The organism is Microbacterium sp. 1.5R (assembly GCF_007667425.1).
Taxonomy (GTDB): Bacteria; Actinomycetota; Actinomycetes; order Actinomycetales; family Microbacteriaceae; genus Microbacterium.
The window spans coordinates 2,101,004-2,127,298 of the sequence record NZ_VDRC01000001.1; the positions used below are offsets into that span (position 1 = coordinate 2,101,004).

Genomic DNA, 26,295 nt, shown 5'->3' on the forward strand with positions numbered 1-26,295 from the left:
ACCTCACCGACCGCTGAGTTGGCACCTGTTGCGGGGATTCCCCGGGAATTGCGACAAGAGGTGCCAAGTGAGAAGGACGGATGGCGCCCCGCGCGTCGCGCGCCGCGGCATCCGATCCTCCCTCCGCTCCGAATACAGTGAGACACACGGCGGAGGGATGCATCATGGCGCAGCGCAGCACGCAGGGGGGCAAGCGGTTCTTCGCTTGGGCCGCCCTGGCCGGACTCGTCAGCGGGGCGGTGTTCCTCGCGGTGGCTGAGCTCTTCGCGCTGATCCTCGCTCGATCGGCGAGCCCTGTGCTCGCGGTCGGCGGATTCGTCATCGACATCGTGCCGCAGCCGTTCAAGGAGTTCGCGATCGCGACCTTCGGCGAATACGACAAGATCGCCCTCCTCGCCGGCCTCGGCCTGGCCGTGGTGATCGCCTCGGCGATCGGCGGCATCCTCGAGTACGTGCGTCCGCCGCTCGGCGTCATCGTCATCGCGATCGCTGGCGCCCTCTCGACCGCTGCCGTCGTGACGCGCGCCGGAGTCAGCCCGCTCGGCTTCCTGCCCCCGATCCTCGGTGCCGCGGCAGGCGCCGTCATCCTCGTGATGCTGTCGCGCCGCCTCCGTGCGTGGAAGGGCGCGGCCGCTCCCGCCGACAGCGAAGAAGCCCCGAAGGCCCTGGGTCGCCGTCAGTTCTTCGTGCTCGCCGGCATCGCCGGGGCGGCAGCCGTCGTCGTCGGCGTCGCCTCGCGCGCTGTAAGCATGGCCGTGACCTCGGTCGAGGCCATCCGCGACAACCTCACGCTGCCGAAGCCGAACTCGACCGTCACGATCCCCGACGGCGCCGAGCTCGACGTGCAGGGCATCAGCCCGCTCTTCACCCCGAACAAGGACTTCTACCGCGTCGACACCGCGCTGACGGTGCCGACGGTCGACCCCGCCACCTGGCGTCTCGTGATCGACGGCATGGTCGACGAGCGCGTCGAGATCAGCTTCCAGGACCTGCTCGACATGGGCCTCGACGAGTACGTCATCACGCTCACATGCGTGTCGAACGAGGTCGGCGGCGAGCTCGTCGGCAACGCCAAGTGGCTCGGCGTGCCGGTGCGCGACGTGCTGAAGAAAGCGGGCGTGAAGGCGGATGCCGACATGGTGCTCTCGAAGAGCGTCGACGGCTACACCGCCAGCACGCCGCTGTCGGCCCTGACCGACGACAACCTCGACGCCATCTTCGCTGTGGCGATGAACGGTGAGCCGCTGCCGCCCGAGCACGGATTCCCCGTGCGCATGGTGGTGCCGGGTCTGTACGGTTACGTCTCGGCGACCAAGTGGGTCACCGAGCTCAAGGTCACGACGTTCGAGAAGGACGAGGCGTACTGGACCCCGCGCGGGTACAGCGCCGAAGCTCCGATCAAGTTCTCGTCGCGCATCGACACCCCGAAGCTCGGCTCGGCTGTCGAGGCGGGCAAGGTCGCGATCGCCGGCGTCGCCTGGGCGCAGACGGTGGGCATCGACCGCGTCGAGGTCAGCATCGACGACGGCGACTGGACCCCCGCGACCCTGTCGGCCCCGATCAACGAGAACACCTGGGTGCAGTGGTTCATGGAGTGGGACGCGACCCCCGGCACCCACTACGTGGCGGTGCGCGCCGTCAACAAGAACGGCGACCTGCAGATCGAGGAACGTGCACCGATCGCCCCCGATGGATCGTCGGGATGGCAGCGGTCCCTGATCCGCGTCGCCTGAGTCGTGCGCCCGTGTCGGCCCTCCCCTGGGGCCACGCGGCGACGTGCCCCTAGGGTGGAGCCATGACGTCGCTTCCCGCGTGTGTGATCACCGTGTCCGATCGCTCTTTCGCGGGCGAGCGGGAGGACCGCGGCGGTCCGATCGCCGTCGGCCTGCTGCGGGATGCCGGGTGGCACTGCCCGGATGCCGAGATCATCGCGGACGGGGTGGAGTCGGTCGCCGACGCATTGCGCCGCGCCGTCGCCAGGGGTGTGCGTCTCATCGTCACCACCGGCGGCACCGGTGTCGCGCCCCGAGACCTGACGCCCGAGGGCACCAGGCAGGTCATCACGAGGGAGCTGCCCGGCATCGCCGAGGAACTGCGCCGCAGCGGGCTCGCCGACACGCCGCTCTCGGTGCTGTCCCGCGGACTCGCGGGCGTGGTCGACCCGGCCGGTGCGCTGGTCGTGAATCTTCCCGGATCGACGCGTGCCGTCGCCTCCGGGGTGCCGATCGTGGTGGGCGTCGCCCGGCACATCGTGGATCAGGTCGACGGGGGGGACCACTGATGAACACAGTCCAGCTGGTAGCGATCTCGGAGCAGCCGCTCGATCTCGACGCGCACCTGCGCGCGGTCGAGCATCCGGCGCTCGGCGGGGTCACGACCTTCATCGGTCGCGTGCGCGATAACGACCCCGACGCCGACACCCCGGTCGTCGGCCTCGAATACAGCGCGCATCCCGACGCCGAGGCCGTGCTGCGGTCGATCGCCGAGAAGGCCGGGGCGGATGCCGTGGGCGGAGCGCGCGTCGACGTCGCCGTCAGTCACCGCATCGGCCGCCTTGAGGTCGGCGACGCCGCGGTGATCATCGCCGTCGCCGCCGAGCACCGCGCCGAGGCGTTCGAAGTGTGCCGCGCGGTCATCGAAGACATCAAGCGCGATCTGCCGGTGTGGAAGCGTCAGCTGGAGTCCGACGGCTCGACGCTGTGGAAGGGCATCGGCGGCTGACCCTCCGGGATCCCCGCCGCGTTTCGTCTCGCTTCGCTCGCTCAACGACCGGGTTTTCCGCGGGTCGTTGAGCGAGGGAGCGGAGCGACCGAGACGAAACGCGCTACGTCCCGCGGGGCACATCACCGCGGGTCGTCTCGCTGCGCTGGCTCGACGACCGGGGGGGGGGGGGGGGGGGCACCGCGCTTCGTCCCGCGTGACCCCGCCGCTCAGCCTCCGGCGAAGGGCGGCAGCACGTCGATGAGCAGCGCGTCATCGAGGGCGCGGTCGTCGTCGCTTCGCACGCCGTCGACCATGACGGCGCAGCGCGGCAGGATGTCTGCGAGCGCCGGGTGCTCGGCCACGACGGCATCACGGAGCTGCTGCAGGGTCGGCTCGGACCGCTCCTCGGCATCCGTCCCCGCGGCCTCCGCAGCGGCGGCGAAGTAGCGCACGCGGGTCATCGCGTCTCTCCCTCGCGCACCCAGTCGCCGGAACGTCCGCCCGACTTCGCGACGATGCGCACGTCTTCGATCACGACCGAGCGGTCGAGGCCCTTGATCATGTCGACGATGGCGAGGGCTGCGACCGACACCGCGGTGAGCGCCTCCATCTCGACGCCGGTGCGGTCCGCCGTGCCGACCGTGGCCTCGACGTGCACACCGTCGTCGACGATGTCGAGCTCGACGCTCGCACGGTGCACGCCGATCACGTGGGCGAGGGGCAGCAGCGCCGGTGTCGACTTCGCGGCCTGGATGCCGGCGATCCGGGCGACCGCGAGCACGTCGCCCTTCGGCGCGGTGCCGTCGCGCAGAGCAGCGACGACCTCGGGGCTGCACCGCACGAAGCCGCGGGCGGTGGCGGTGCGGACCGTCGGCTGCTTGCCGGTCACGTCGACCATGTGCGCACGGCCGGAGGTGTCGAGATGCGGGAAGCTCATCCGACCAGCATGACATCGATCACGTCACCCACGGCGACCCGCTCGACCTCGGCCGGCACGATCGCGAACGCGTGCGCGCGGGCGAGGCCGCCGGCGAGGTGTGAGCCCGAACCGCCGGCCGTCGCCGGTCGCACGGTGCGCGCCGTGAGGTCGACCACCGCAGGCAGGTACTGGCGGCGTCCGGGCGGCGTGTTCCAGTCGGCGTCGGCGGTGAAGGAGGCACGCGGTCGGTGGATCTCGCTGCGACCCTGCAGAGCGAGCAGCGCCGGTCGCACGAACACCTCGAACGACACCGCCACGCTCACGGGGTTGCCGGGCAGCCCGAAGACGAGGGTGCCCGAGCCCAGCGCGCCGAAGGCCTGAGGCTTGCCCGGCTGCATGGCCACGCTCGCGAACTCCACCTCCCCGCGGCCGTCGAAGGCGCCGCGCACCGGCTCGTAGGCCCCTGCGCTCACGCCACCGGTGAACACGATGACGTCGGCGTCGAGAGACACCGCCTCAGCGGTGACGGCCGCCACGGCATCCGCCTCGTCGGCGACGCGGGCGACGAGCACGACGACGGCGTCGGCATCCGTCACGAGCTGTTGTAGCAGCGGTCCGTTGGAATCGGGGATGCGTCCGCGCGTGGGCATTTCGCCGGGGGAGAGCAGCTCGCTGCCCGTCGAGACGACGGCGACGCGCGGTGCGCGGGTGACGGCGACGCGGTCGATGCCCGCTGCGACGGCCGCCGCGAGCTGGAACGCACCCAGGCGCTCACCGGCGCGCACGACGGTGTCGCCGGCCTGCAGGTCGGCGCCGCGGCGACGCACGAAGGCGCCGGATGCCGGGGCGCGCAGCACCTGCACCTCGCCCAGCGAGTCGGCGAGCCCACCAGCGGTGTCTTCGAAGGGCACGATCGCGTCGGCAGCGGTCGGCGCCGGAGACCCGGTCATGATCCGCGCGGCCTCGCCCGCGCCGAGCGCAGGGTCGTCAGAGACCCCCGCAGGCAGGTCGGCGACCACCCGCAGCGTCACGGGGTTTTCGGCGGAGGCCGTGGCGACATCGGCCGCTCTTACGGCGAATCCGTCCATCGCGGAGTTGTCGAACAGGGGGATGTCGTGGGCGGCGGTGGCGTCGGCCGCGAGGGTGCGGCCGGCGGCATCCTGGGTCGCCACCTGCTCGACATCGAGCGTGTGCACCGCGTCGAGCACGCGGGCGAGCTGTTCCTCGACCGTACGCCGGGCGCTCATGCCGCCACCGCCGGGCGGATCGCGATCTCGTGCTGCCGCGCCGTGAGCGCGTCGATCATGGCGAGGCGACCGAGCAGCGGCTCGCCCGCGCCGGTGATGAGCTTCACGACCTCGCCGGCGAGGATGCCGCCGACCTGCACGCACAGCGCTCCGAGCACGCCGACCTGCGCGCAGCTCGGCGGCTCGCCCTCGGTGCCAGGGGGGAAGAGGTCGGCGAGCACGACCGGCTCATGCCCGGCGGGCGGCGACGACCAGAACACGGTCGCCTGCGCATGCCACTCCTGCACGGCGCCCCAGACGAGGGGGATGCCGAGCTGCTCCGCCGCTGCCGCCACCTCACGCCTGGTCGCGAAGGAGTCGCTGGTGTCGACCACGACGTCGGCGGTGTCGAACAGCTCGGTCGCATTCGAGGCGTCGAGGCGCACGGTCTGCGGCACCACCACCGCACCGGGCGACAGCGCCGTGATCGCCCGCTCGGCGGAGAGCGTCTTCGCAGTGCCGATGTCTTCGGCGCGGTGTGCGAGCTGCCGCTGCAGGTTCGTGAGCTCGACCACGTCGTCGTCGATCACGGCGATGGTGCCGACGCCGGCCGCCGCGAGGGCGAGCAGCACGGGGGAGCCGAGGCCACCAGCGCCGACCACGACCACTCGGGATGCCGAGAGGCGACGCTGCCCCTCCTCGCCGATGCCGGCGAGGACGGCGTGGCGGGCCGTGCGGACGAGCTCCGCCGGATCGAGGGCTGGCGCGGGGGCGACGAGCGGCTGCATGGGACCAGGCTAAGGGGCGCTCGCGGGTTACCGGCGCGTCGAGACCCCCATCCGCGTCCCGCGTCCCGCGTCGAGACCCACCATCCGCGTCGAGACCCACCATCCGCGTCGAGACCCACCACCCGCGACGTACGGGGCGGTGGGTCTCGACGCCGGGGGATGGGCTTCGACGAATCGGAACGCCGCGTCAACGCGACGACGCGTCGCCGCATCCTCCTCAGTCCGAGACGATGCGCAGTGCGCAAAAGATCCGCCTGTGCGGATAATCCGACTCCGATAACCCTCACCTGCGGTACGTTTGACCCATGCAGAGCTTCCGGATCGCACGTGCCGCCCAGCTGCTGGGTGTGAGCGATGACACCGTGCGCCGCTGGATCGACCAGGGGGTGCTCCCCACGACCGACGCGGTGCCCGCAGAGATCCCCGGTGACGCGCTCGCCGCCCGCGCGATCGCCCTCGCCGACGAGGTCACCGACCCGAGCGGTGCGCAGTCGAGCGCCCGCAACCGGTTCGTCGGCATCGTCACCCGCGTGCAGATCGATGGCCTGATGGCGCAGATCGACCTGCAGTCCGGTCCGCACCGCGTCGTCTCGCTCATGTCGGCCGAGGCCGCCCGCGAGCTCCATCTGGAGGTCGGATCCCTGGCCACCGCGTCCGTCAAGGCGACGCAGGTCGTCGTCGAAGTGCCGAAGGGCTGACATGAACCGCTCGCTCCTCCGATCCGCCGCCGTGCTGGCGCTCGCCGCGCTCGCCCTGACCGGGTGCTCGTCGCCGTCCGCCGAGCCGACCCCGGATGAGACAGCCCCTCCCGCCAGCAGCACGCTGAGCGGTGACCTCACGGTCTACGCCGCGGCGTCGCTGAAGAACGCGTTCGACGAGATCGGGGCCGCCTTCACCGATGAGAACCCCGACGTGAGCTTCAGCCCCGTATACGACGGCTCATCGACGCTCGTCACGCAGCTGCAGGAGGGGGCGCCCGGCGACGTGTTCGCGTCGGCCGACGAGAAGAACATGGACAAGCTCGGGGACCTCGCCATCGACCCGGCGCTGTTCGCGTCGAACACGCTCGTGATCGCCGTGCCGGCCGGGAACCCGGGCGGCGTCGAGGCCTTGGCCGATCTCGCCGACGTCACGACGGTGCTGTGCGCTCCGGAGGTGCCGTGCGGAGCGGCATCCACCACCCTGTTGTCGAATGCCGGCCTGAGCGTCGAACCGGCCAGCCTGGAACAGAACGTCACCGCCGTGCTCACCAAGGTCGCCGCCGGAGAGGCGGATGCCGGACTCGTCTACGCGACCGACGTGGTCGGCCGTGACGACGTCGAGGTCATCGTGCCCGACGGCGCCGACGACGTCGTGAACCACTACCCGATCGCCGCGCTCGATGGCGCGCCGAACAGCGACGCGGCCGAGGCGTTCGTCGCCTTCGTGCTGTCGGACGCCGGGCAGACGATCCTCGCGGACCACGGCTTCGGAGCCCCGTGAGCGCCGACGCGCGCGGCTACGCGCCGCGTGCGATCGTCGTGCCGGCGCTCCTCGGGCTGGCCTTCCTGATCCTTCCCCTCGCGGCGCTCGTCGCGCGCGTGCAGTGGTCGACCTTCCTCACCGACGTGACGTCTGAGGCGGCGCGGTCGGCCCTTGTCCTCTCCCTCGGCACCGGGCTGCTCGCGACCGTCATCTGCGTGATCGTGGGAGTCCCGCTCGCGCTCACGATCGCCCGCTCGGGCGCGCGTATCGCAGCCGTCCTGCGCGCCGCCGTCACGGTGCCGCTCGTGCTGCCGCCCATGGTCGGCGGTGTCGCCCTGCTCTATCTCTTCGGCCGCGCCGGCTGGTTCGGGGGACTCGGGCTCTCGTTCAGCACTCCTGCCGTCGTGTTGGCGCAGACGTTCGTGGCGCTGCCCTTCCTCGTGCTCGCCGTCGAAGGGGCCGTGCGCACCTCGGGGGTCGACTACGAGCGCACCGCCGCCGCACTCGGAGCGAGCCGCTGGACGATCCTGCGCCGCATCACGCTCCCGCTCGCCGCGCCGGGCATCGTCGCCGGCGTCGTGCTGTGCTTCGCCCGCGCGATCGGGGAGTTCGGCGCGACTGCGCTGTTCGCCGGCAACCGCCCCGGCGTCACGCAGACCATGCCGCTCGCGATCTACACCGCGTTCAACGGCGCCGGCGTCTCGCAGGGCACGGCCGTCGCCCTCGCTCTGCTGCTGTTGGCGGCGGCGATCGCCGTGCTGCTGCTCGTGCGCGGCTGGCGTCCGGGGGCGGCGCGGTGAACGCTCAGGATGCCGGTCTGCGCGCCCACGTCGTCGTCGGCCGTGAGCACTTCGCCGTCGACGTCGCGCTGCAGGTCGCCGGCGGAGAGACCGTGGCCGTCATGGGCCCGAGCGGTGCCGGCAAGTCGACGCTGCTGCAGGCGCTCGCCGGATTCGACGCGCTCGACGACGGCGAGATCGCGGTCGACGGTCAGGTGGTCGACAGGGTCACGGCACCCCGGGTTCGCACGGAGCCGATGCGACGCGGCATCGTGCTGCTCGGGCAGAATCCGCGTCTCTTCCCGCATCTCAGCGCGCGCGAGAACGTCGCGTTCGGCCCGCGAGCCGCCGGCGTCTCGGCGACCGAGGCTCGTCGGGATGCCGACGACTGGCTCGCCCGCGTCGGCCTCCCCGGGGCGGGCGACCGACGTCCGCACCAGCTCTCGGGCGGCGAAGCACAGCGGGTCGCGGTCGCCCGGGCGCTCGCCGCGGCACCGAGCGTCGTGCTCCTCGACGAGCCGCTCGTCGCCCTCGACCCCGAGACCGCCGGCGACATCAGACGGATGCTGCGCGACCAGCTCGCGGACACCACCACGGTCGCGGTGACACACGACGCCGCCGACGCGGTGGCCCTCGCCGACCGCCTCGTCGTGCTCGAATCGGGGCGGGTCACGCAGGAGGGCGACGTGCGCGGGGTGCTCGCCGCCCCGGCATCCGGATTCGTCGCCTCGATAGCCGGGGTGAACCGGATCGACGGACTCAGTGCCGGCGGTGCATGGACCCGCGGTGAGGTCAGGTTGCTGGCCGCGGATGCCGCCTCCCAGGCGCTCGCCGCCGTCGACGGTATCGCGCTCGCCGCCGTCTTCCGCCCCGGCGACGTGCGGGTGGGGTCGAACGTCGCGGCGGGAGTCGGCGTAGCGAACTCGTGGCGGGCCGTCGTGACCCGCGTCGAGCCGACGATCGCCGGAGTGCGCGCTCTCACCGACCTCGGCGCCATCGATCTGTCGCTGACGGATGCCACCGCGCTGCGCCCCGGTGACGCCCTCACGCTGCACGTCGATCCCGCACACGTGCGGTTCGTCGCGGCATCCTGACCCTTGGCCCGGCCCTCCGTCGCTGCTCTCGCGCCGACTCGCCCCCCGTCATCCGATCAACCCCTGTGCAGTCGTCGCGGACGAGGGGAGGGGCGCGGATCGCGGGGGCGGGTCGGCGCAGGTGAGGATGCCGGAACGGCCCCCGCACCGTCGGCGCGGGCTAGGGTCGAACCATGGCGAACGGGGAGAGGCGATGACCGCGGTGCCGGTCGCGATCGGGCGGCGGACGACCGCTCCCGACGCCGCGCTCGCCGCGATGGGCGATCGGCTCGTCGACACCCACGGCCGCGTGCACCGCGATCTGCGCATCTCGCTCACCGACCGCTGCTCGCTGCGGTGCACCTACTGCATGCCCGAGCAGGGCAACGAGTGGCTCGCGCGCTCCAGCATCCTGTCCACCGATGAGATCGTCGAGGTGGCCGAGGTCGCCGCAGGCCTCGGCATCCGCACCTTCCGCCTCACCGGAGGTGAGCCGCTGCTGCGTCGCGACATCGTCGACGTCGTGCGCCGCATCTCGCGTATCGAAGGCCCGGACGGCCGGGTCGAGGTCGCAATGACGACGAACGGCATCAGCCTCGCCGACAAACTCCCCGACCTCGTCGACGCGGGGCTCACGCGACTCAACATCAGCATCGACACGGTCGACCGGCAGAAGTTCGCCGACCTGACGCGCCGCGATCGCATCGACGACGTCTTCGCGGGCATCGCCGCCGCCGCGGCATCCGAGCTCCGCCCGCTCAAGCTCAACGCGGTCGCGATGCGCGGGGTGAACGACGACGAGCTGCCTGACCTCGTCGCCTTCGCCATGGAGGTCGGCGCCCAGCTGCGCTTCATCGAACAGATGCCGCTGGATGCCGGCCACACCTGGGACCGCACCACGATGGTCACCCGGGAGGAGATCCTCGAGAAGCTCGGGGAGCGCTGGAGCCTCGAACCCGTGCCCGGCCGTGGCGGGGCGCCGGCCGAGAAGTGGCGCATCGACGGCGGCCCGCACGAGGTCGGCGTGATCGCCTCGGTCACCGCGCCGTTCTGCGGGGCGTGCGACCGGCTGCGCCTCACCGCCGACGGGCAGTTCCGCAACTGCCTGTTCTCCAACGCCGAATACGACCTCACGGCAGTTCTCCGCGACGAGGATGCCGCGTCGGCGACAGCGTCTGAGCGCGCCGCCGCGATCGAGGCACTGCTGCGCTCGTGCGTGCACGGCAAGCTCCCCGGGCACGCGATCAACGATCCCTCGTTCTTGCAGCCTGCGCGCGGCATGAACGCCATCGGCGGCTGATCCACGCGCGGCCTCGGCTTGCGGTGCCCGCGGAGTCCTGGGAGCATCGCCTGGTGACGACTGCGGCGCAAGACACCGAGAGCGTCGTCGACGTGAGCGAGCTCGGCGGCCTCGAGCGTGGGCGGCAGCGGTGCGAGTGCGATCACGGCGACGACAGCGGATATGCACCGTGCGGGCGCCGCGCCAAGTGGCGGGTCTCGATCGACTGCCTCTGCGGCGAAGGCCATCCGCGTCAGGTCGAGATCCTCTGCTCGCGCTGCCTGCGCACCCTGCGTCAGTCGCACGGCGACGAGGCGATCACCGCGCGTCGGCTCTGAGCCCGCGTCTCATCGCGTGACGGCTCTGCGCCCGCGTCCCACCGCGCGCCGGCTCTGAAGCCGCGTATCACCGAGTGACGGCGGTGCGGGCGGCGAGCGCCGTCGCTGTCTCGTGGTCGGGCTGCGCGCCTACGCCCCCGCTCCCGCGGGTGGAGGCCGTGCCGCAGGCCACTGCGAAGGCGATGGCTTCATCGAGGTCGCCGTGGCGCAGGCGTGCGGCGAGGAACCCGGCAGCCAGCGTGTCGCCGGCGCCGACGGTGTCGACCAACGCGCCGTCGAGGGGCGGAACAGCGGCGCGCACGCGCTCGACCCGTTTATCCGAGAGGCGGCCGGCGTACGCGCCATCTGCGCCGAGCTTCGCCACGACGACGGCATCCCGCGGCATGATCGCGAGCAGCTGCTCGACGGCCGCGTCGATCCCCTCGGCCTTCGTGATGCCCGTCAGCTCCTCCTCGTTGCCGAAGAAGACGTCCACGTGCGGCAGAAGGGAGAGGATGCCGGAGTCCCACTGCTCCGTCGGATCGAAGTTTCCGTCGAGCGAGGTGGTCAGGCCGGCCGCGCGCGCAGCGCGGAACAGCGCCGGCGCATCGCCGTGCAATGCGTGCTGCAGGAAGTAGCTGCCGACGTGCAGGTGCACGGCTGTCGCGAGATCGGCGTCGGTGACGTCGGCCGCACGCACCGTGCCGATCGACCCCATCGACGTGAGGATCGCGCGGTCTCCGCTCGGGCGGGTGAGGTGGGTCGATGCCCCGGTGGGCAGCGCGTCGTCGACGCGCACCCGAGCGGTGTCGACGGCCCGGCGGCGCAGCTCCTCGTCGAGGAACCGCCCGAACGTGTCGTCGCCCCGGACGCTGATCAGACGGGTATCGATGCCGAGCGCCGCCGCGCCGCACGCCGTGATCGCCGACGAGCTGCCCATGGTGAGGGTCGTCCGCGGCACGATGTGCTCGTGCTGACCGAAACGGATCTCGTCGCCGGTCTCGATGATCAGGTCGACGCACAACTCGCCGACCACGAGCAGACGACCTACGGATGCTGCGGCAGCAGCCATTCGCACCACACCCCTTCGAGGTATCCGTCGACATCGCCCGGTGCGGCGTGCCGACGACTCCAGTCTGTCGCGGCTGCACCGGCCGCCGCGCGCGCACGCCGCGTGGCCTCCGCCCCGCGGTCGGAGCCGTGGATGCTGATGAGGGCCCACGGTTTCGCCGCGGCATCCGCTCCCGCCCCGTTCACGACGACGGCGGACGCGGGGGTCGACAGGGCGATGACGTCGCCGGGTGCGAGGTCGAGCGCGTCGGCGACCGCGTCGGCGACAGTCAGGAGCAGCTCGTGCGAGGCCGCGTGGGCGGGCGCGGCGACCGTGACGACCGGCATCGTCAGTCGGTGACGAGCACCGAGCGGTTCAGGAACGGGGGAGTGTCGGGGTTGCGTCCGCGGAGGGCCGCGAGGTCGACGGCCAGACGGTGCGCGAGCGGCAGGTTCGCCTGCGCATCGAGGTCGTCGACGTATACCGTGGCACCGGTCGAGCGCACGTCGTCGGCGACGACGTCTGGAGCATCGCCGAGGAACCAGACGAGGGAGTTCGGGCCGGCGCACGAGATGGGGCCGTGCTGGTACTCCCACATCGAGTACGCCTCGGTCCAGAAGCCGGCGGATTCGCGCACTTTCAGCGCCGCCTCCTGAGCGAGCCCGACCGACCAGCGGTGGCCGAGGAAGACGATGTGCTGCACCTCTGCCGGGTCGACGGGCAGCTCGGCGGCGAGGGCCGCCCGGGCATCATCGACGAGGGTCGACGGCGCCTGATCGATCGAGGCGCGGAGCACGGTGAGCACGGTCGTGGCGAAGCGGGTCTGCACGATCGACTGCTCGTCGGCGAAGCCGAGGTGCACCGTGCGGTCGGCGCACAGTCGTCCGAGAGGGGTGTCGGTGTCGCCGAGGATCGCGGTGATGCGATGGGTCTCGCCGTAGCGCTCGACGAGCTCGACGACGTCGAGCGTCGTACCGGAGCGCGAGATCACCACGATGTGCTCGTCGTCGTCGACCCAGTCGAGCTCGCTGGGGATGGCTGCGCGTGTGCGCCCGAGTCCGGCATCGTTGCGGAGGTACGCGTAGGAGTCGCCGATGTAGTACGACGTGCCGCACCCGACGATCAGCACCTTCTCGCCCGCGGCGGGGAGGAGCTCGCGATGATGTTCGGCGAGGTCGAGCGCCTGCTGCCAGATCTCGGGCTGGCTGGTGAGCTCTGCCCGTGTGACGGTTCCCGTTCCGACGATGCTGTCGTTCATGGCGTGGTCCTTCAGGTCTCTCCGTCGTCGCGCATGTGGCGGCGATCTGTGCAGATTCAATCAGAAATGAGCACAGAATGAAAGTTCTTGACGGATTGGCGACATCTGTTGTTGAATGTCGCCACAGCAAAGACGCCGCGCAGACCCGAGCTGCAGGCAGGCCCTCGAGAAGGAGATCTACCGTGAGATTCAGGAATCAGCGCCTCACCGGCATCATCGGACTCGGTGCCGCCAGCGCACTGGTGCTCTCCGGCTGCGCCGGCTTCGGGGGCGGTGGGGGCGGCGACGACGAAGGCGGCGATCAGAGCCTCACCTTCACGACCTGGGGCAGCGAGGCCGAAGAGGCGACCTTCAAGGACCTCATCGCGAAGTTCGAGGCCGACAACGACGGCGTCGACATCAAGCTCAACGTCGTCCCCTACGACCAGATGTTCTCGAACATCGACGCCCAGCTCTCCTCCGGCAAGGCCCCCGACCTGTTCCGTGTCGATTACGGCAACCTCGGCGTCTACTCCAGCCAGGGGCAGCTGCTCGATCTGAGCGAGTACTTCTCCGACGACGAGGTCGCCGAGTTCACCCCCGCGATGTGGGAGGCGGTGTCGTTCGACGGCGCCCCGTACGGAGTGCCGCACCAGACCGACGTCTCGGCGCTGCTCGTCAACACCCAGATGCTCACGGATGCCGGGATCGATCCTGCGTCGCTCCCCACCACCCAGGACGACGCGTGGAGCTGGGACGAGTTCGCCGACATCGCCACACAGCTCCGGGGTTCCCTGCCCGCCGACAAGTACCCCTTCGCCTACAACTGGCAGCTCGGAGGCGCGCCGCGCTGGCTGAGCTGGCTGTTCGAGGCGAACGGCACCTTCCTCGACGGCACGTCCGCGACCATCGACTCGCCCGCCGGCGAGAAGGCGCTCGACTTCACGAAGAGCTTCTTCGAGAACGAGTGGGTGCCGCCGACCAGCTCGACGAAGGGAACCGTCTACGCCGACAACCTCTTCACCGAGGGCACCGTCGCGATGGCCTTCGCCGGCTCCTTCCTCGTGCCCGACATCGATTCGCTCGCGAAGTTCGACTGGACCGCCATCCCGATGCCGAAGGATGAGCGCGGTGCGACCGACCTCGGCGGCAACGCCCTCGTCGCCACGAAGGACACGAAGAACCCCGAACTGGCCGCGAAGTTCCTGAAGTACATGGTGTCGTCTGATGCGATGAGCGAGTTCTGCGCGAACACCAACGAGCTTCCCACGCGCCTGGACCTCGAGGGTGACGCCGTGGAATTCAAGGTGCGTCCCGATGTGATGCCGGTGTTCGTCGATCAGGCCGGCACCATCGAGCCCAGCGATGTCTCGCAGCTCACGTCCCCCGCCATGGCAGCGATCAACACGGCGCTGCAGGATCAGCTCGAGGCGGCCTTCATCGGCGGTCAGTCCACCGCGGACACGCTCGCCAATCTGTCGGCCGCCATCGAGGAAGCCGCCAAGTAATGACCGCCCTGTCGACCCGCGGCCGGGAAGGCGTCGTGGCGCCGCCGTCCCGTCCGCGGGCGGGGCAGCGGACCGCCCGCCTGCGAGAGTCCCTCGTCGGCTGGAGCTTCACTGCGCCGAACCTCATCCTGATGTCGCTGTTCCTGTTCGTCCCGATCATCTGGGCGGCGATCATCTCCTTCCAGGAGACCAAGGGGTTCGGCGACCCGGAGTGGGTGGGGCTCGACAACTACGCCCGGCTCGTCTCCGACCCGGTGTTCTGGCAGAGCCTGCTGCAGACCATGCTCTTCACCGTCGTGACGGTGCCCATCGAGCTGCTCGGCGGTCTCGGGCTCGCGGTTCTGCTCAACTCGGTGCTCCCCGCCCGCGGCGTGTTCCGTACGATGATCGTGCTGCCGATGGTCATCTCGGGCGTCGCCTCGGGCATGATCGCCGTGATCATGTTCTACGAGTCGAACGGCCTCGTGAACAAGATCCTGAACGCCATCGGCCTGGACTCCGTCGGCTGGCAGTCGCAGGGCGGCCCCGCGATGATCTCGGTGATGATCGCCGCCGTCTGGCTGCGACTCGGCTTCAACATGATCATCTACCTCGCCGGCCTGCAATCGATCTCGCCCGAGCTCTACGAGGCCGCGCGCATCGACGGTGCGACCCGCTGGCAGCAATTCCGCTCGGTCACGGTGCCGCTGGTCGGCCCGTCGACGTTCTTCCTGCTGATCATGAACGTGATCGCGTCGTTCCAGGTGTTCGACCTGATCTTCGTGATGACCGGCGGCGGCCCTGGCAACTCGACTTCGGTGCTCGTGACGTACGCGTACCGCAACGGCTTTCAGATCAGGGAACAGGGCTACGGTGCCGCGATCGGCATCGTGATCCTCATCATCACGCTCATCTTCACCTTCATCCAGTGGAAGACGAGCCGCACCCGGGACCTGGCGGAGTAGGAGCGCACCATGGCTGAAACCACCACTGTCGTGCAGATCGCCGACGCGGCGCTGCTCGGCGAGAAGGGCGCAGCGCGCGTGCAGCGTCGCCGGCGACGTCAGGGGCAATCCCGCAAGGGGATCGTGTGGCGCACGGTGATCGCCGCCGTCGTCTCACTGATCGTGATCTTCCCTCTCTACTGGATGCTGGTCGTTGCGTTCTCGCCGCGCGGCGAGGTCTTCGAGCCGGGTCTGCGCCTCTGGCCGAGCACGCTGACCCTCGAGAATTTCGCGAAGGTGTTCGACCGCGTGCCCGTCGTCGACTGGTTCGGCAACTCGGTCGTGATCGGTGCGTTCGTCACGGTGCTCACGGTGTTCGTGAACCTCCTCGCCGGGTACGCCTTCGCCCGCCTGCGCTTCGGCGGCCGCAATGCGGTCTTCATCCTCGCCCTCGCGACGATGATGATCCCCGTGCAGGCCATCATGGTCGCGCAGTTCAAACTCGTCTCCGGCCTCGGCATCTTCGGCACCTACTGGGGTGTGATCCTCCCGGGCGCCGCTGCGGCGTTCGGCATCTTCCTCGCGCGGCAGTTCTTCATCGGCATCCCCGACGAGATCATCGAGGCCGCGCGCATCGACGGCGCCGGGCACTTCCGCATCTTCCTGCAGGTCGTGCTGCCCCTGTGCAAGCCTCTGATCGCGGTGCTCACGCTGCTCACGCTCATGGGAAGCTGGAACGACTTCGCCTGGCCGTTGATCGCCCTCAACGACAACCAGCTGTTCACCCTTCCGATCGGACTGCTGTATCTCAAGAATCAGACGTCGCCCGACTACAACGCGATCATGGCTCTGTCGCTGATCGCGGTGCTGCCGATGGTGCTGCTGTTCATCTTCTTCCAGCGCTACTTCGTGCAGGGCTTCGCCCGGAGCGGGATCAAATGACACTGTCGTACCTCTGCTCGCTGCCGCTGCCGGATTCCTGGTTCGCCGAGCTGAGCGAGCGGATGCCGCAGGTCGCCGTGCACCGCATGACCCCCGACTCGCCGCCGCCCGCCGAGGTCCTCGCGACCGTGGATCTGCTGCACACGAGCGAATGGCTGCCGGCATCCGACGACGTCCCCGCCCTGCGACTCGTGCAGCTCGACACCTCGGGGGTCGACCATGTGCGCGGCACCACGCTGTGGGAGAGCGGTGTGCCGATCGCGACCCTCGGCGGCATCGCGCCCGTGCCGATGGCCGAGTACGCGCTGATGTCGATCCTCGAGCTCGCGCATCGGATGCCGCTCATCGAGCGTCACCGGGCGGAGCGGACCTGGCCGTCGAACGCCGAACGCCTCGCCTCGCTCACGCCGCGACAGCTCGCCGGGTCGACCGTCGGCATCGTCGGCTACGGCCGGATCGGGCGCGAGATCTCCCGACTCGCATCGACGTTCGGGATGCATGTGCTGGGCGTGAGCCGATCGGGGGCGCGCGGTGCGGCAGTCGGTCCGGGTGCCGAGAAGTTCGACACCGGGCGTCAGGCCGCCGCCGACGATCCGGCCGAGCTCTTCCCGATCGATCGGCTCGACGAGGTGCTCCGACGCAGCGACTTCCTCGTGGTCGTCGTGCCGCTCACCGAGCTCACCCGCGGACTCATCGGGCCGGCGCAGCTCGACCTGCTCCCGCACGGGGCGTTCGTCGTCAACATCGCCCGCGGCGGCATCGTCGACGAGCATGCGCTCGTGGAGAGGCTCCGCGACGGACGCATCGCCGGCGTCGCCCTCGACGTCTTCGACGAGGAGCCGCTGGGGGCGGACTCGCCATGGTGGACGGAACCCGGCGCGCTGATCACGCCCCACGTCGCGGGACTGGCCCCGCAGTATCATGCACAGACACTCGACCTCGTCGTCGAGAACCTGACCCGACTGGCCGAGAACCGGCCCTTGCTGAATGAGGTGGACCGTGCAGCCGGTTACTGAGACCCTGATCGGGCCGAAGCGTCAGCGCGAGCTGCTCAACTACATCCGCACCTACGGCGCCGGCTCGGTCAGCGAGATGGCGAAGATGCTGGGTGTCAGCACGTCGACCGTCCGCCGCGACCTGAACGAGCTGCAGGACAAGAAGCTCGTCGAGCGCGTGCACGGCGGGGCGGCGCAGGTCGACGACGACGTCGAGCCGCTGCGGCCGCAGCGCGAGATCGCTTTCGCCGAAGAGAAGCAGCGCATCGGCCGCGCGGCATCCGCCTACATCACCCCGAACTCGACCGTGCTGATCACCGGCGGCACCACCACCGAGGCGATGCTGCCGTTCCTGGGCGGCATCCCCGGCCTCACCGTTCTCACCAACAGCCTCAGCGTCGTCAGCCGCTTGTCGCAGTTCCCCGACATCGACATCATCGTGCTCGGCGGACTGCTGCGCCGCACCGAGATGAGCCTGCTCGGACACCTCACGATCGCCGGGCTCGACGAGTTCGGCATCGATCGGGTGTTCACCGGCGCCTTCGGAGTGGATGCCGAGATGGGCGTGACCGGTACGAACCTCTCCGAGACGCAGACCGACCGGTCGCTCGCCTCGTCGGCGAGGGAGCTCATCGTGCTCGCCGACCACTCGAAGCTCGCTCGTCGCGGACCAGCCCGGCTGGTTCCGATCGAGGGGATCTCGCGTCTGATCGTCGACGACGGAGCGGATGCCGCGCTGCTCGGCCGCCTCCGCGATGCGGGGGTGACCGTCGAGACATGCTGATCCCACCCGCCCTGACGGCGGTGGGGCTGGGCGGGAGCCTGCCCTCCATCGCCGCCTTCAACGTCATCACCCTCGAATACGCGGAGGGGATCGTCGCCGGCGCCGAGCGCGCGGGGCTCCCCGTGCTGCTCTCGATCAGCCACAACGCCGTGCGGTTCCACGGTGGCCTCGCCCCTCTCGCGGCGGCCTGTCAAGCACTCGCGGACAGCGCCTCGGTCCCCGTCGCGCTGCACCTGGATCACTGCGAATCCGAGGACCTCGTCCTCGAATCCGCCGGTCTCGGGTTCGCGTCCGCCATGTTCGACGCGTCGACGCTGCCGTATGCCGAGAACGTGGCGGCCACGGCTCGTGTCACAGCCCGCGGTCAGGAGCGCGGACTGTGGATCGAGGCGGAGCTCGGCGAGATCGGGGGCAAGGACGGCGCCCACGCTCCCGGTGTGCGCACCGACGCCGCGGAGGCCGCGGCGTTCGTCGAGGCCACGGGGGTCGACGCGCTCGCCGTCGCGGTCGGCTCATCGCACGCGATGACCAGCCAGACCGCCGAGCTCGACATCGCGCTGATCGAGCGCCTCGCCGCCGCCGTGCCGGTGCCGCTCGTGATGCACGGATCCTCCGGGGTCGGGGCCGCGGGTATTCGGGCGGCAGTCGCCGCCGGCATCCGCAAGGTCAACGTCGGCACCCAGCTGTCCGCGGCGTACACCGACGCGCTGCGGGGCGAGCTCGGCGATCGTGTCGACCCCCGCCGCGCGCTGGCCGCGGCGCGCGAGCGCATCGCGACCGAGGTCGCACAGCTGCTCGACGTGATCTCACGACCCGCATCCGCCGCATCACCCGCATCCGCCGACCCGACCGATCAGGAGAGATAGCACCATGTCCGCAACCGTCCAGGGGCCGTCGTCGCACGACGGCGAGCCGAGCGCCGCAGCCCTGCTCGACGCCGGCGACATCGTCGGCCTCATGCGCGCCTGTCACGACCGTCGCCTCGAGCGGGAGGGCATCCCCATGGTGCTCGGCCTCGCCGACGAGCGCCGTCCGATTCCCGCCGCTGGGTCGACGTCTCAGCGCGCCGAGGGCGAGGCGTTCCTCGCCGTGCTCGACCGCTACCGCGAGGCTCTCGTGCCCTTCGCGCGTGTCGACGACGAGGGAGCCGTCATCACGGCGATGCAGGTTCTCGCCTACACGCATTTCGCGCCGGGCGCAGAGCCGCTCCAGGACATGCCCGTCGTGACGGACGAGCAGTCGGCCTCCGACCCGGTCGCGCCCGCGGCATCCGATCCGATCGATCCCGTCCTCACCGGGGAAGGAACACTCGCATGACCAAGCCCTCGTTCGACGTGCAGCGGGAACAGCTGGCGAACGGACATTTCATCCGCGTCGTCAACTACCACTCCACCCCGCGAGGCGCACGCGCCGAGCTCGAGAAGGAGCTCGCCGGTTTCGCCAGGGACTATGCGCCGGTGACGCTCGACGACCTCGATCGGCTGTTCGACACGGGGACCTGGCACAAGGACAAGCCGGGGCTCATCCCGGTGTTCTACGAGGGGTATCGCAACTCGATCTCGGTCGCCGCCCCGCTCTGCGACGAGTACGGCCTGACCGGATGGTTCCCGATCGCGACCTCGTTCGTCGACTGCGACCCCGAGCACCAGGAGGCCTTCGCGCGCGCGCACTGGATCTCGCTCGTCGAGGAGGACACGAAGGGCGGCCGCATCGCGATGAGCTGGGACGAGGTCGCCGAAGTGTCGCGGCGCCACGTGGTGTTCCCGCACACCGCGCACCACGAGGGGTTCGACACGGTGCTGTCGGACGAGGACATCCGGCGCGAGGTCGTCGAGTCGAAGGCGGCGCTCGAAGCGGTCACGGGGCAGGAGGCTCCCGCCTTCGTGTGGCTGCACGGGTCGTCGTACGGGCAGAACCCGCGGCACGACCAGGCCGTGAAGGATGCCGGATACCGCTACCAGTTCGCGAACACGATGATCCACCGCGTGAACTGAGCCCGACCCACCCCTCTGCCGCCGCCCCGCAGCGCTCTCGTCCCGGCGTAGGGCGTGGGGCGGCGGCGTCGGCGTGGAGAGGGCAGGGGAGGGACTGGTCAGTCGGGGATGCCGAGGTGGCGGATGATGCCGTCGGCGCCGCGCCAGGTGAGTTCGGTCGTGCCGCCGTCGCGGGTGGATCGGGCGGAGCGAGCGGTGCGAGGCTCGGCGTGGAGGATGCCGTGGGCGGCCAGCATCGCGAGTGCGGTGTCGTCGTCGAGCGTCGGCGACCCCTCGCTCTCGTGCCAGTACCGGTCGGGGTATCCGACGGTCGGCGAAGACACCGTCGCGGACGCGCCGTCGGTGCGCTGCACCGCGACGCGCAGCTCGCCCGCGTCGTGCGCCAGGCGGAACCGAGCCACCCCCAGTGCCGCGTCGACCGGGCGCCGCCGAAATCCGGGACCGGGCGACCAGTACCAGCTCTGCAGCACGTGGTCGGCGGTGAGCGCGAGCACCTCGAGGTGATCCGGCCCCAGCGCGGACTGCGCGATCTGCGCGTCGAGATAGCGGATGCCGGGGGCGAAGCCGAGCCCGGCACTCCAGGTTCCCGGCGGTACATCGGGAGTGGTCACCGCGTCATCGGGGTCGTCGGCGTTGAACCAGAAGACCCAGAGTCCCTCCTCGGCGCCGCACGCCACGAGTTCCAGGTTTCCGCGGGCCCCGTACACGCCCTGGGCAAGTCCGACCGGCCCTGCGGTGGCCACGTCCGGCCCCACGTCGATGATGTTCCGTGAATGCATTTGCTTATTCTTGCTCATTTGTGGAGGTTTGTGACAGCATGTGTCCGAGAGTTCGTTTCGAAGGAGAACCATGAGAATCGCCAGAGTCCTCGTCGACGGTCAGCCGCGCATCGCCGCGATCGAGGCCGACGTCGCCCGCCTCGCTCCCGACACCCACGCCGATGACGCCCTGGCGGTCATCGAGTCCGCGGGATCGGGCGAGAGCTCGTCGTGGCCGCCGGTCGACCTCGCCGACCACCACCTCCTCGCGCCGGTCTCGGGCGCGGGCAAGATCATCGCCGTCGGTCTCAACTACGTCGACCACACGGCGGAGACCGGGTTCGCGCAGCCCGAGCGCCCGCTCACGTTCGCGAAGTACAGCACGTCGCTCACCGGCCCGTTCGACGACGTGATCGTTCCGGACCACCTCACGCAGGGCGTCGACTTCGAGGCGGAACTCGCGCTCGTCATCGGGCGCCGATGCGGCGGCGACACCCCCGCGACGCTCGACGACGTGGCCGCGTACACGGTCGCCAACGACGTCTCCGCGCGCGACGTGCAGTTCGGAGACGTGCAGTGGACGCGCGGCAAGTCGTTCGACACGTTCACGCCGCTCGGACCCTGGCTCGTCACGCCGGACGAGTTCGGCAGCCCGGCCGGTCACCGCATCTACGCCGACGTCGACGGCGAGCGCCTGCAGGATGACGACACCGCCGAGATGATCTTCGACGTGCCGACGATCCTCGCGTTCGTCAGCGACGGGGTCACGCTCGAACCCGGCGACCTCGTGCTGACCGGGACCCCCGCGGGCGCCGGCGGCTTCCGCACCCCGCCGCGCTACCTGCAGCACGGCGAGACCGTGGTCGCGGGCGTCGAGGGCATCGGCGAGCTCCGCAACCGCTTCGTCCACCGTTCGCGCATCACCGCCTGACCCGGGAGATTCCATGACCACCGCCGACCGTCGCGTGCTCGTCCTCATCGGAGCGGGTTCCGCCGTCTTCACCCGCGGCCTGCTCGCCGACCTCATCAGCGCCGAGGACCTCGGCGCCTGGGAGATCCGCCTCGTCGACGTCGACGAGGTCGCGCTCAGCGTCGCCGCCGACCTCGCCGAGGCGATGGTCGCCGCGCGCGGCGTGGGCGTCGGCATCCGCATCGTCCGCTCCACCGACCGCAGGGCCGTGCTGCCCGGCGCTGACTTCATCGTCACCTGCGTCGGTGTCGGCGGCCGTCCGGCCTGGCAGCTCGACCACGAGATCGTGCAGAAGCACGGCGTGTTCCAGCCGGTGGGCGACTCGATCATGCCCGGCGGCATCTCGCGGCTGCTGCGCACCACCCCGGTGCTCGTCGAGATCGCACAGGACATCGCCGACCTCGCGCCCGATGCGTTCTTCTTCAACTACTCCAACCCGATGACCGCGAACGTGCAGGCCATCCACCAGCAGACCGGCCTCGACGTCGTCGGCCTCTGCCATGGCATGCACCACATCCAGCGCGAGCTCGCGCAGCTCATCGACGCCCCGTTCGACGAGACCTCCACGCTGTATGCCGGCATCAATCACCTAACGTTCATCTACGACTTCCGGTGGAAGGGGCAGGACGCGTGGCCGCTGATCCGCGACCGCGTGCACCGCGAGCTCGCCGAGGCCCCGGACCCCGCCGACATCGGCAACATCTTCTACGAGAAGCCGACGGCGTGGCACAACCCGTTCGCCTGGGAGCTGTTCGATCGGTACGGCGCCTTCGCGGCGGCGGGAGACCGGCACGTGGTGGAGTTCTTCCCGGAGCGCTTCCAGAACGGCGACTACTACGGCAAGAAGCTCGGCATAGACGCGTTCAGCCTCCCCGAGATCCTGGAATGGGGCGAGAACCGCTACCAGGGCATGAGGCGTCAGGCGCTCGGCGAGGAGCCGCTCGACCAGTCGATCTTCGAGCGCTCCGGCGGCGAGCAGGAGCAGCTGATCGCGATCATCCGCTCGATCACCTTCGATTCGCGCGAGATGTTCAGCTGCAACGTGGTGAACAACGGCTCCGTGCCCGGCCTGCCGGAGTGGTCGGCCGTCGAGATCCCCGGGGTGGCCACGGCCCGCGGCATCCGTCCGATCTCGGTTCCCGACCTGGGCAAGCCGCTGACGGCCATCCTCGCGCGGCGACTCACCTCGGTCGACCTGGCGGTGGATGCCGCGCTCACCGGCGACCGCGACCTCGTCGTCGAGGCGATGATCGCCGACGGCGCGATCTTCGACGCCGACCGGGCGACAGCCCTCGCCGACGACCTCATCGCCGCTCAGGCGCAGCACCTGCCGAGGTTCGCATGAGCGCCGAGAACATCGGTTCGACGCACGAGCCGTTCGAGCCCGGTGACACCCGGGCGGTATCGAGCCCGCGCATCCCGCACGCGCCGTTCGACGACTTCGCCCCCGAGGGCGAGCACGAGTGGGGCACGGGCCTCCGCAGCCAGAAGTGGTTCGGCGCCGAGGGCAAGACCGGGTTCATGCACCGCTCGTGGTTGCGCAGCGAGGGTCTTCCGGACGACTCGTTCCGCGGCCGACCGATCATCGGCATCGCGAACTCGTGGAGCGAGCTGACGAGCTGCAACATCCACCTGCGCGCCCTCGCCGAGCACGTCAAGCGCGGCATCTGGCAGGCGGGAGGCGTGCCGTTCGAGTTCCCGACCACCTCCGCCGGCGAGCCGATCGTGCGCCCGACCGCGATGCTGCTCCGCAACCTCATGGCGATGGACCTCGAAGAGACCCTGCGCTCGAACCCGCTCGACGGCGTCGTGCTGCTCGCCGGCTGCGACAAGACCACGCCGGCGTACCTCATGGGTGCGGCATCCGTCGATCTCCCCGCCCTGCTGATCACGGGCGGGCCGATGCTCAACGGCAAGCACCGCGGCACCGACATCGGCTCGGGGACCTCGGTGTGGAAGTTCACCGAGGCGTACCGCGCCGGACTCATCGACGACACGGCGATCACCGAGGCCGAGGGCTGCATGGCGCGCAGTCAGGGACACTGCCAGACCATGGGCACCGCGTCGACGCTCGCCTGCATCTCGGAGTACATGGGCATGCAGCTGCCGGGCACGGCATCCCTCCCGGCGAACGACTCGCGTCGCGCGACCGCCGCGCACCTCGCCGGGCGCCGCATCGTCGAGATGGTCGCCGAAGACCTGCGCCCCTCGAAGATCCTCACCCGCGAGGCGTTCGAGAACGGCGTGCGTGCCAATGCCGCGCTCGGCGGATCGACGAACGCCGTCATCCACCTGCTGGCCCTCGCCCGCCGCGTCGGCGTCGAGCTCTCGATCGATGACATCGACACACTCGTCCGAGACGTGCCGGTGCTCGCCGACCTCATGCCGAGTGGTCGCTTCCTCATGGAGGACTTCGAGTACGCGGGCGGCACTGCCGGTTTCGCCGAGACCCTCGGCGACCTGCTGCACCGCGACGCCCTCACCGTGACCGGTGGGACGCTTGGCGAGAACTACGCCGGGGCCGAGGTGTTCGACCATGAGGTCATCCGTCCGCTCGACAACCCGCTCAAGCCGGTCGGGTCGGGCATCGCGGTCCTGAAGGGCAACCTCGCGCCGCGTGGCGCCGTCATCAAGCAGTCGGCCGCGGCGCCCGAACTCATGCAGCACACCGGACGGGCGCTCGTGTGGGACTCACTGCAGGCCTACCTCCTCGACGCCGAGGACCCGGATCTCGACGTGACCCCCGACGACATCCTGGTCGTGCGCAACGTGGGCCCGAAGGGATACCCGGGGATGCCGGAGGTCGGCAATCTCGCGCTGCCGCGGAAGATCCTCGAGGCCGGGGTCACCGACATGGTCCGCATCTCGGATGCCCGGATGAGCGGCACCTCCTATGGCACGGTCGTGCTTCACGTGGTGCCCGAAGCCGCGGCGGGAGGACCGCTCGCGCTCGTGCGGACCGGCGACACCGTGACGCTGGACGTCGCCGGCCGGTCGCTGCACATGCACGTCTCGGATGACGAGCTCGACGCGCGCCGCGCCGACTGGGTCGCACCGGCGGTACCGAACAGCGAGCGCGGCTGGACCCGCCTGTACATCGACCACGTGACCCAGGCCGATGAAGGCTGCGACCTCGACTTCCTCCAGGGCAGGTCGGGGGCGTCGGTCGGCCCGCAGGCGTTCTAGGTTGGAGCGCATGAGCTCGGTCCTCGTCGTCGGCGCCTCCGGCATCCTCGCCCCCGCGGCATCCGCTCTGATGGCACGCGGAGCAGCGGTGACCGGGCTCAGCCGACGTGGCCATGCGCCCGCGGGCGTCGACGCCCTGCATCTCGACGCCAGGGATCTCTCCGCGCTCGACGCCGGCCTCAGCGCGGAGCGGTGGTCGGAGGCGATCGTCTACGAGCCCGCGGTCAGTGCGCAGACGCTGCGGCGGATCGCGGCTGCCGTCGATGGGCGTCTCGTGCTCGTGCGCACCAGCGCGTCGGCGGATCCGGCGCACGGCGACGACCCCGCGCGTGAACCGGACGTCCTCGTGCTGGGGTGGGCCGACGACGGCGCGTCCACGAGGTGGCACACTCCGCAGGAGGTGTCGGATGCCGCGCTCGAGGTGCTCGCCGACGGCGCGCCGCGCATCCTCGGCGCCGTCCGCCCCTGGGAGCGTCGGCCATGATCTCGATGCTGGCGCTGTCGCCCGCGGTCGACGTCACGTACGAGCTGGACGCCCTCGCCGCCGGTGGCATCAATCGACCGTCGCGGACGACGAAGGTCGCCGGCGGCAAGGCTCTGAACGCAGCCAGGGTCGCACGGGCGCTGGGCGCAGACGTACGGGCGACGGTGGCGCTCGGCGGCGCGACCGGGGAGTGGATCCGTCGGAGACTCGAGGTCGACGACGTGCCGGCGACGGTGATCGCCCTCGCCGCCGAGACCCGTACCTGCCTGGCGCTGGTCGAGGCCGACGGAGGGGCATCGAGCACAGATGTCTACGAGCACGCGACAGACCTGTCGTCGGAGGAATGGGGGCTGTTCGCCGAGGCCGTCGGTGCGGCACCCGTGGCGCGCTGGACGGCGGTGTCGGGCAGCATCCCGCCAGGTGTGCCTCCCGCCGAGTTGGCCGCTCTTTTGTCCGCTCTGCGCGCGGGGGGTTCTCGCGTCGCCGTCGACACCTCTGGTGCGGCGCTCGCGCATCTCGCCGCTCACAGCGACCTCGTCAAAGTGAACCGGGCCGAGGCGTCGGAGCTGCTCGACCGCGAGATGCCCGACGCGGCGTCGGCCTGCAGGGGTCTGCACGAGCAGTTCGGGGTCGACGCAGTGGTGACCGACGGAATCCGCGGCGGCGCTGCCCTGTACGCCGGCGAGCTCCACCCGCTGGCACCGCCCCGCGCCATCGGACGCTTCCCCGCGGGCAGCGGCGACGCGTTCTTCGGTGGGCTGCTCGCCGGGCTCGACGGCGGCGCGCCCTTCACCGCCGCGCTCGCGGGCGCGCGTGACGCCGCGGAGCGCAACGCGCAGGTCCCCGGTCAGGGCGTGCTGGCGCCGTTCTCACACTTTCGAATCGCTTGAATGGTGCGAAATCGGGCCCGATGAC

At 70.5% G+C, this 26,295-nt stretch carries 30 protein-coding genes; 22 read left to right on the plus strand and 8 right to left on the minus strand.

Annotated elements, in window-relative coordinates:
- Positions 1-164 precede the first annotated feature (164 nt).
- From FSY98_RS10035 to FSY98_RS10045, 3 genes are all read left to right on the plus strand, one after another.
- Positions 165-1,733, plus strand: coding sequence for a molybdopterin-dependent oxidoreductase (locus tag FSY98_RS10035; protein ID WP_144876234.1), 1,569 nt, complete (start codon positions 165-167; stop codon positions 1,731-1,733).
- A gap of 62 nt (positions 1,734-1,795) precedes the next feature.
- Positions 1,796-2,281, plus strand: coding sequence for a molybdenum cofactor biosynthesis protein B (locus FSY98_RS10040; protein WP_144876236.1), 486 nt, complete (start codon positions 1,796-1,798; stop codon positions 2,279-2,281).
- Positions 2,281-2,721 carry a molybdenum cofactor biosynthesis protein MoaE gene (locus FSY98_RS10045; protein WP_144876238.1) on the plus strand — a complete coding sequence of 147 codons (441 nt, stop codon included), beginning with the start codon at positions 2,281-2,283 and terminating at the stop codon, positions 2,719-2,721. Before FSY98_RS10040 ends, FSY98_RS10045 begins: the two co-directional genes overlap by 1 nt.
- A gap of 209 nt (positions 2,722-2,930) precedes the next feature.
- On the opposite strand, the gene FSY98_RS10050 is transcribed toward FSY98_RS10045, so the two are convergent.
- From FSY98_RS10050 to FSY98_RS10065, 4 genes are read right to left on the minus strand one after another with little or no spacing between them, the layout of a single operon-like run.
- Positions 2,931-3,164 carry a MoaD/ThiS family protein gene (locus FSY98_RS10050; RefSeq protein ID WP_144876240.1) on the minus strand — a complete coding sequence of 78 codons (234 nt, stop codon included), beginning with the start codon at positions 3,162-3,164 and terminating at the stop codon, positions 2,931-2,933.
- Positions 3,161-3,640 carry a cyclic pyranopterin monophosphate synthase MoaC gene (moaC, locus tag FSY98_RS10055; protein WP_144876242.1) on the minus strand — a complete coding sequence of 160 codons (480 nt, stop codon included), beginning with the start codon at positions 3,638-3,640 and terminating at the stop codon, positions 3,161-3,163. The genes FSY98_RS10050 and moaC overlap by 4 nt, the downstream gene beginning before the upstream one ends.
- Positions 3,637-4,869 (minus strand): gephyrin-like molybdotransferase Glp, encoded by a 1,233-nt coding sequence (glp, locus tag FSY98_RS10060; protein ID WP_144876244.1) that lies wholly within the window; start codon positions 4,867-4,869, stop codon positions 3,637-3,639. The genes moaC and glp overlap by 4 nt, the downstream gene beginning before the upstream one ends.
- Positions 4,866-5,636: a HesA/MoeB/ThiF family protein gene (locus FSY98_RS10065; RefSeq protein WP_144876246.1), complete on the minus strand. Its 771-nt coding sequence runs from the start codon at positions 5,634-5,636 to the stop codon at positions 4,866-4,868. The genes glp and FSY98_RS10065 overlap by 4 nt, the downstream gene beginning before the upstream one ends.
- Before the next feature lie 305 nt (positions 5,637-5,941).
- On the opposite strand from FSY98_RS10065, the gene FSY98_RS10070 reads away from it, so the two are divergent.
- The 6 genes from FSY98_RS10070 (at position 5,942) to FSY98_RS10095 (ending at position 10,569) form a co-directional block, all read left to right on the plus strand.
- The gene (locus FSY98_RS10070) at positions 5,942-6,334 is read left to right on the plus strand and encodes a molybdopterin-binding protein (RefSeq protein ID WP_144876248.1); all 393 of its coding nucleotides are present in this window, start codon (positions 5,942-5,944) and stop codon (positions 6,332-6,334) included.
- Position 6,335: 1 nt separating this feature from the next.
- Complete coding sequence (gene modA, locus FSY98_RS10075; RefSeq protein WP_144876250.1) at positions 6,336-7,118, plus strand: molybdate ABC transporter substrate-binding protein; 783 nt, start codon at positions 6,336-6,338, stop codon at positions 7,116-7,118.
- The gene (gene modB, locus FSY98_RS10080; RefSeq protein ID WP_144876253.1) at positions 7,115-7,900 is read left to right on the plus strand and encodes a molybdate ABC transporter permease subunit; all 786 of its coding nucleotides are present in this window, start codon (positions 7,115-7,117) and stop codon (positions 7,898-7,900) included. Before modA ends, modB begins: the two co-directional genes overlap by 4 nt.
- Positions 7,897-8,973, plus strand: a complete 1,077-nt coding sequence (locus FSY98_RS10085; RefSeq protein ID WP_260857349.1) for a sulfate/molybdate ABC transporter ATP-binding protein — start codon at positions 7,897-7,899, stop codon at positions 8,971-8,973. The genes modB and FSY98_RS10085 overlap by 4 nt, the downstream gene beginning before the upstream one ends.
- 193 nt (positions 8,974-9,166) lie before the next feature.
- Entirely contained in the window at positions 9,167-10,252 is a 1,086-nt protein-coding gene (gene moaA / locus FSY98_RS10090; protein ID WP_144876255.1) for a GTP 3',8-cyclase MoaA, read from the plus strand.
- Between the two features lie 53 nt (positions 10,253-10,305).
- Positions 10,306-10,569, plus strand: coding sequence for a hypothetical protein (locus tag FSY98_RS10095; RefSeq protein ID WP_144876257.1), 264 nt, complete (start codon positions 10,306-10,308; stop codon positions 10,567-10,569).
- 67 nt (positions 10,570-10,636) lie between these two features.
- On the opposite strand, the gene FSY98_RS10100 is transcribed toward FSY98_RS10095, so the two are convergent.
- From FSY98_RS10100 to FSY98_RS10110, 3 genes are read right to left on the minus strand one after another with little or no spacing between them, the layout of a single operon-like run.
- A complete protein-coding gene (locus tag FSY98_RS10100) occupies positions 10,637-11,620 on the minus strand; it encodes a carbohydrate kinase family protein (RefSeq protein WP_144876259.1) in 984 nt (327 codons plus the stop codon).
- The gene (locus FSY98_RS10105; RefSeq protein WP_144876261.1) at positions 11,596-11,946 is read right to left on the minus strand and encodes a hypothetical protein; all 351 of its coding nucleotides are present in this window, start codon (positions 11,944-11,946) and stop codon (positions 11,596-11,598) included. The genes FSY98_RS10100 and FSY98_RS10105 overlap by 25 nt, the downstream gene beginning before the upstream one ends.
- A gap of 2 nt (positions 11,947-11,948) precedes the next feature.
- Complete coding sequence (locus FSY98_RS10110; protein WP_144876263.1) at positions 11,949-12,857, minus strand: SIS domain-containing protein; 909 nt, start codon at positions 12,855-12,857, stop codon at positions 11,949-11,951.
- A gap of 182 nt (positions 12,858-13,039) precedes the next feature.
- On the opposite strand from FSY98_RS10110, the gene FSY98_RS10115 reads away from it, so the two are divergent.
- Genes FSY98_RS10115 through FSY98_RS10150 form a run of 8 tightly spaced genes read left to right on the plus strand, consistent with a single transcriptional unit; the run spans position 13,040 to position 19,982 of the window.
- The gene (locus tag FSY98_RS10115; protein ID WP_260857350.1) at positions 13,040-14,344 is read left to right on the plus strand and encodes a sugar ABC transporter substrate-binding protein; all 1,305 of its coding nucleotides are present in this window, start codon (positions 13,040-13,042) and stop codon (positions 14,342-14,344) included.
- Positions 14,344-15,288, plus strand: a complete 945-nt coding sequence (locus FSY98_RS10120; RefSeq protein ID WP_144876267.1) for a carbohydrate ABC transporter permease — start codon at positions 14,344-14,346, stop codon at positions 15,286-15,288. The genes FSY98_RS10115 and FSY98_RS10120 overlap by 1 nt, the downstream gene beginning before the upstream one ends.
- Positions 15,289-15,297: 9 nt before the next feature.
- A complete protein-coding gene (locus tag FSY98_RS10125; protein WP_144876269.1) occupies positions 15,298-16,209 on the plus strand; it encodes a carbohydrate ABC transporter permease in 912 nt (303 codons plus the stop codon).
- Positions 16,206-17,225, plus strand: coding sequence for a D-2-hydroxyacid dehydrogenase (locus FSY98_RS10130; RefSeq protein WP_144876271.1), 1,020 nt, complete (start codon positions 16,206-16,208; stop codon positions 17,223-17,225). The genes FSY98_RS10125 and FSY98_RS10130 overlap by 4 nt, the downstream gene beginning before the upstream one ends.
- The gene (locus tag FSY98_RS10135) at positions 17,197-17,988 is read left to right on the plus strand and encodes a DeoR/GlpR family DNA-binding transcription regulator (RefSeq protein WP_144876273.1); all 792 of its coding nucleotides are present in this window, start codon (positions 17,197-17,199) and stop codon (positions 17,986-17,988) included. Before FSY98_RS10130 ends, FSY98_RS10135 begins: the two co-directional genes overlap by 29 nt.
- Positions 17,982-18,854: a class II fructose-bisphosphate aldolase gene (locus tag FSY98_RS10140; protein ID WP_144876275.1), complete on the plus strand. Its 873-nt coding sequence runs from the start codon at positions 17,982-17,984 to the stop codon at positions 18,852-18,854. Before FSY98_RS10135 ends, FSY98_RS10140 begins: the two co-directional genes overlap by 7 nt.
- Positions 18,855-18,858: 4 nt before the next feature.
- Positions 18,859-19,305 (plus strand): hypothetical protein, encoded by a 447-nt coding sequence (locus FSY98_RS10145; RefSeq protein WP_144876277.1) that lies wholly within the window; start codon positions 18,859-18,861, stop codon positions 19,303-19,305.
- Positions 19,302-19,982, plus strand: coding sequence for a polysaccharide deacetylase family protein (locus FSY98_RS10150; RefSeq protein WP_144876279.1), 681 nt, complete (start codon positions 19,302-19,304; stop codon positions 19,980-19,982). The genes FSY98_RS10145 and FSY98_RS10150 overlap by 4 nt, the downstream gene beginning before the upstream one ends.
- A gap of 98 nt (positions 19,983-20,080) precedes the next feature.
- Here the strand turns inward: FSY98_RS10150 and FSY98_RS10155 are convergent, their stop codons facing one another.
- A complete protein-coding gene (locus FSY98_RS10155) occupies positions 20,081-20,761 on the minus strand; it encodes a hypothetical protein (protein ID WP_144876281.1) in 681 nt (226 codons plus the stop codon).
- Positions 20,762-20,831: 70 nt separating this feature from the next.
- Here FSY98_RS10155 and FSY98_RS10160 point away from each other — a divergent pair, with 70 nt between their 5' ends.
- The 5 genes from FSY98_RS10160 to FSY98_RS10180 are packed head-to-tail and all read left to right on the plus strand — an operon-like array spanning position 20,832 to position 26,270.
- Positions 20,832-21,671 carry a fumarylacetoacetate hydrolase family protein gene (locus FSY98_RS10160; RefSeq protein ID WP_144876283.1) on the plus strand — a complete coding sequence of 280 codons (840 nt, stop codon included), beginning with the start codon at positions 20,832-20,834 and terminating at the stop codon, positions 21,669-21,671.
- A 13-nt stretch (positions 21,672-21,684) separates the two neighbouring features.
- Positions 21,685-23,055, plus strand: a complete 1,371-nt coding sequence (locus FSY98_RS10165) for a hypothetical protein (protein WP_144876285.1) — start codon at positions 21,685-21,687, stop codon at positions 23,053-23,055.
- A complete protein-coding gene (locus tag FSY98_RS10170; RefSeq protein ID WP_144876287.1) occupies positions 23,052-24,896 on the plus strand; it encodes an IlvD/Edd family dehydratase in 1,845 nt (614 codons plus the stop codon). Before FSY98_RS10165 ends, FSY98_RS10170 begins: the two co-directional genes overlap by 4 nt.
- Positions 24,897-24,906: 10 nt before the next feature.
- A complete protein-coding gene (locus FSY98_RS10175; protein ID WP_144876289.1) occupies positions 24,907-25,380 on the plus strand; it encodes a hypothetical protein in 474 nt (157 codons plus the stop codon).
- Positions 25,377-26,270 (plus strand): 1-phosphofructokinase family hexose kinase, encoded by an 894-nt coding sequence (locus FSY98_RS10180; protein ID WP_144876291.1) that lies wholly within the window; start codon positions 25,377-25,379, stop codon positions 26,268-26,270. The genes FSY98_RS10175 and FSY98_RS10180 overlap by 4 nt, the downstream gene beginning before the upstream one ends.
- Positions 26,271-26,295 lie beyond the last annotated feature (25 nt).

Bases quoted from the DNA above. Each gene is read 5' to 3' on its own strand.
- FSY98_RS10135 (WP_144876273.1), top strand. From the start codon at position 17,197: ATGAGGTGGACCGTGCAGCCGGTTACTGAGACCCTGATCGGGCCGAAG.
- FSY98_RS10035 (WP_144876234.1), top strand. From the start codon at position 165: ATGGCGCAGCGCAGCACGCAGGGGGGCAAGCGGTTCTTCGCTTGGGCC.
- FSY98_RS10065 (WP_144876246.1), bottom strand. From the start codon at position 5,636: ATGCAGCCGCTCGTCGCCCCCGCGCCAGCCCTCGATCCGGCGGAGCTC.
- FSY98_RS10175 (WP_144876289.1), top strand. From the start codon at position 24,907: ATGAGCTCGGTCCTCGTCGTCGGCGCCTCCGGCATCCTCGCCCCCGCG.
- FSY98_RS10165 (WP_144876285.1), top strand. From the start codon at position 21,685: ATGACCACCGCCGACCGTCGCGTGCTCGTCCTCATCGGAGCGGGTTCC.
- FSY98_RS10150 (WP_144876279.1), top strand. From the start codon at position 19,302: ATGACCAAGCCCTCGTTCGACGTGCAGCGGGAACAGCTGGCGAACGGA.
- FSY98_RS10040 (WP_144876236.1), top strand. From the start codon at position 1,796: ATGACGTCGCTTCCCGCGTGTGTGATCACCGTGTCCGATCGCTCTTTC.
- FSY98_RS10070 (WP_144876248.1), top strand. From the start codon at position 5,942: ATGCAGAGCTTCCGGATCGCACGTGCCGCCCAGCTGCTGGGTGTGAGC.
- FSY98_RS10050 (WP_144876240.1), bottom strand. From the start codon at position 3,164: ATGACCCGCGTGCGCTACTTCGCCGCCGCTGCGGAGGCCGCGGGGACG.
- FSY98_RS10110 (WP_144876263.1), bottom strand. From the start codon at position 12,857: ATGAACGACAGCATCGTCGGAACGGGAACCGTCACACGGGCAGAGCTC.
- FSY98_RS10045 (WP_144876238.1), top strand. From the start codon at position 2,281: ATGAACACAGTCCAGCTGGTAGCGATCTCGGAGCAGCCGCTCGATCTC.
- moaC (WP_144876242.1), bottom strand. From the start codon at position 3,640: ATGAGCTTCCCGCATCTCGACACCTCCGGCCGTGCGCACATGGTCGAC.
- FSY98_RS10180 (WP_144876291.1), top strand. From the start codon at position 25,377: ATGATCTCGATGCTGGCGCTGTCGCCCGCGGTCGACGTCACGTACGAG.
- FSY98_RS10140 (WP_144876275.1), top strand. From the start codon at position 17,982: ATGCTGATCCCACCCGCCCTGACGGCGGTGGGGCTGGGCGGGAGCCTG.
- glp (WP_144876244.1), bottom strand. From the start codon at position 4,869: ATGAGCGCCCGGCGTACGGTCGAGGAACAGCTCGCCCGCGTGCTCGAC.
- moaA (WP_144876255.1), top strand. From the start codon at position 9,167: ATGACCGCGGTGCCGGTCGCGATCGGGCGGCGGACGACCGCTCCCGAC.
- FSY98_RS10155 (WP_144876281.1), bottom strand. From the start codon at position 20,761: ATGCATTCACGGAACATCATCGACGTGGGGCCGGACGTGGCCACCGCA.
- FSY98_RS10160 (WP_144876283.1), top strand. From the start codon at position 20,832: ATGAGAATCGCCAGAGTCCTCGTCGACGGTCAGCCGCGCATCGCCGCG.
- FSY98_RS10100 (WP_144876259.1), bottom strand. From the start codon at position 11,620: ATGGCTGCTGCCGCAGCATCCGTAGGTCGTCTGCTCGTGGTCGGCGAG.
- modA (WP_144876250.1), top strand. From the start codon at position 6,336: ATGAACCGCTCGCTCCTCCGATCCGCCGCCGTGCTGGCGCTCGCCGCG.
- FSY98_RS10170 (WP_144876287.1), top strand. From the start codon at position 23,052: ATGAGCGCCGAGAACATCGGTTCGACGCACGAGCCGTTCGAGCCCGGT.
- FSY98_RS10105 (WP_144876261.1), bottom strand. From the start codon at position 11,946: ATGCCGGTCGTCACGGTCGCCGCGCCCGCCCACGCGGCCTCGCACGAG.
- FSY98_RS10145 (WP_144876277.1), top strand. From the start codon at position 18,859: ATGTCCGCAACCGTCCAGGGGCCGTCGTCGCACGACGGCGAGCCGAGC.
- FSY98_RS10130 (WP_144876271.1), top strand. From the start codon at position 16,206: ATGACACTGTCGTACCTCTGCTCGCTGCCGCTGCCGGATTCCTGGTTC.
- FSY98_RS10120 (WP_144876267.1), top strand. From the start codon at position 14,344: ATGACCGCCCTGTCGACCCGCGGCCGGGAAGGCGTCGTGGCGCCGCCG.
- FSY98_RS10125 (WP_144876269.1), top strand. From the start codon at position 15,298: ATGGCTGAAACCACCACTGTCGTGCAGATCGCCGACGCGGCGCTGCTC.